Here is a 781-nt window from a genome sequence, read left to right on the forward strand (position 1 = left end):
GCCTGCCCCAGCAGGTCGTCGGCCCCCCAGTCCGTTTGTGCATGCCGTGCCAGCGTGGCTTCATCACTCACGGCTTCAGACGCGGCTTCACCACGTCCGTCCCCCGTACGCCCCGGTTGCCCAGGCTTCTGATGCAATGCCCCGCCAAGCGACATGTCTCGTGACTGTCCTTCTCGTTCAGCCCTTCGCCGGGGTGTACGGCCTCATCGGCCTGCCCGCGGCTAATACGGCGTCTGCTGACTGCTCGCGATCCTTCACCGCACAACCGCCGCATTTACGTCGCCTGGCCCTTGGCCACGAGAGCTTCGCAGTTCGTTGCCTGCTCGCCCTGGCCGGCGCCGCCTCAGATGCGGTTCGTGTACCTCGGCTCACGGTTTACGCTCCACGCTTCCTCCCCACGCTCGGTCGCCCTCACGCAGTTGCGCTTCACTTGCCTCGCTGTGGCCAGCTCGGCCGGGGACTTGCACCCCGAAGATCGCGCCCATGCTGGGCGCACAACGACAACGCCCCGGAGACCTTGCGGTCGCCGGGGCGCTGCTCTATTGATATTGCGGCTCGAGCGCGGCCGCTGTCTGGCGCAAAGCGCCTGACTGGGCCTTGTTCTTCAGGATGTCGTTGAAATCGTAGCGGGTGCCCGCGGGCATGACCACATAGGAGCGAAACCCCTGCGCGCGCAGACGCTCCTTGAGCGCGTGCGCGGCTTCGTTGCCGGCGCGCCGGCCAAGCTCGTCCGGGGCGTCGTTGTCCGCGAAGATCACGACCGTCTTGACCACGTGCCGGA

Annotated in this window: 1 protein-coding gene; it reads right to left on the minus strand. The window is 66.8% G+C overall.

The window, feature by feature from the left end; genetic code table 11:
- Nucleotides 1-539: 539 nt before the first annotated feature.
- Nucleotides 540-781, minus strand: a 242-nt coding sequence (locus tag L6Q67_RS23620) for a toprim domain-containing protein (protein WP_296575988.1), incomplete at its 5' end; no start/stop codon positions are given.

Source organism: Zoogloea sp. (genome assembly GCF_023150065.1).
Lineage (GTDB): Bacteria > Pseudomonadota > Gammaproteobacteria > Burkholderiales > Rhodocyclaceae > Zoogloea.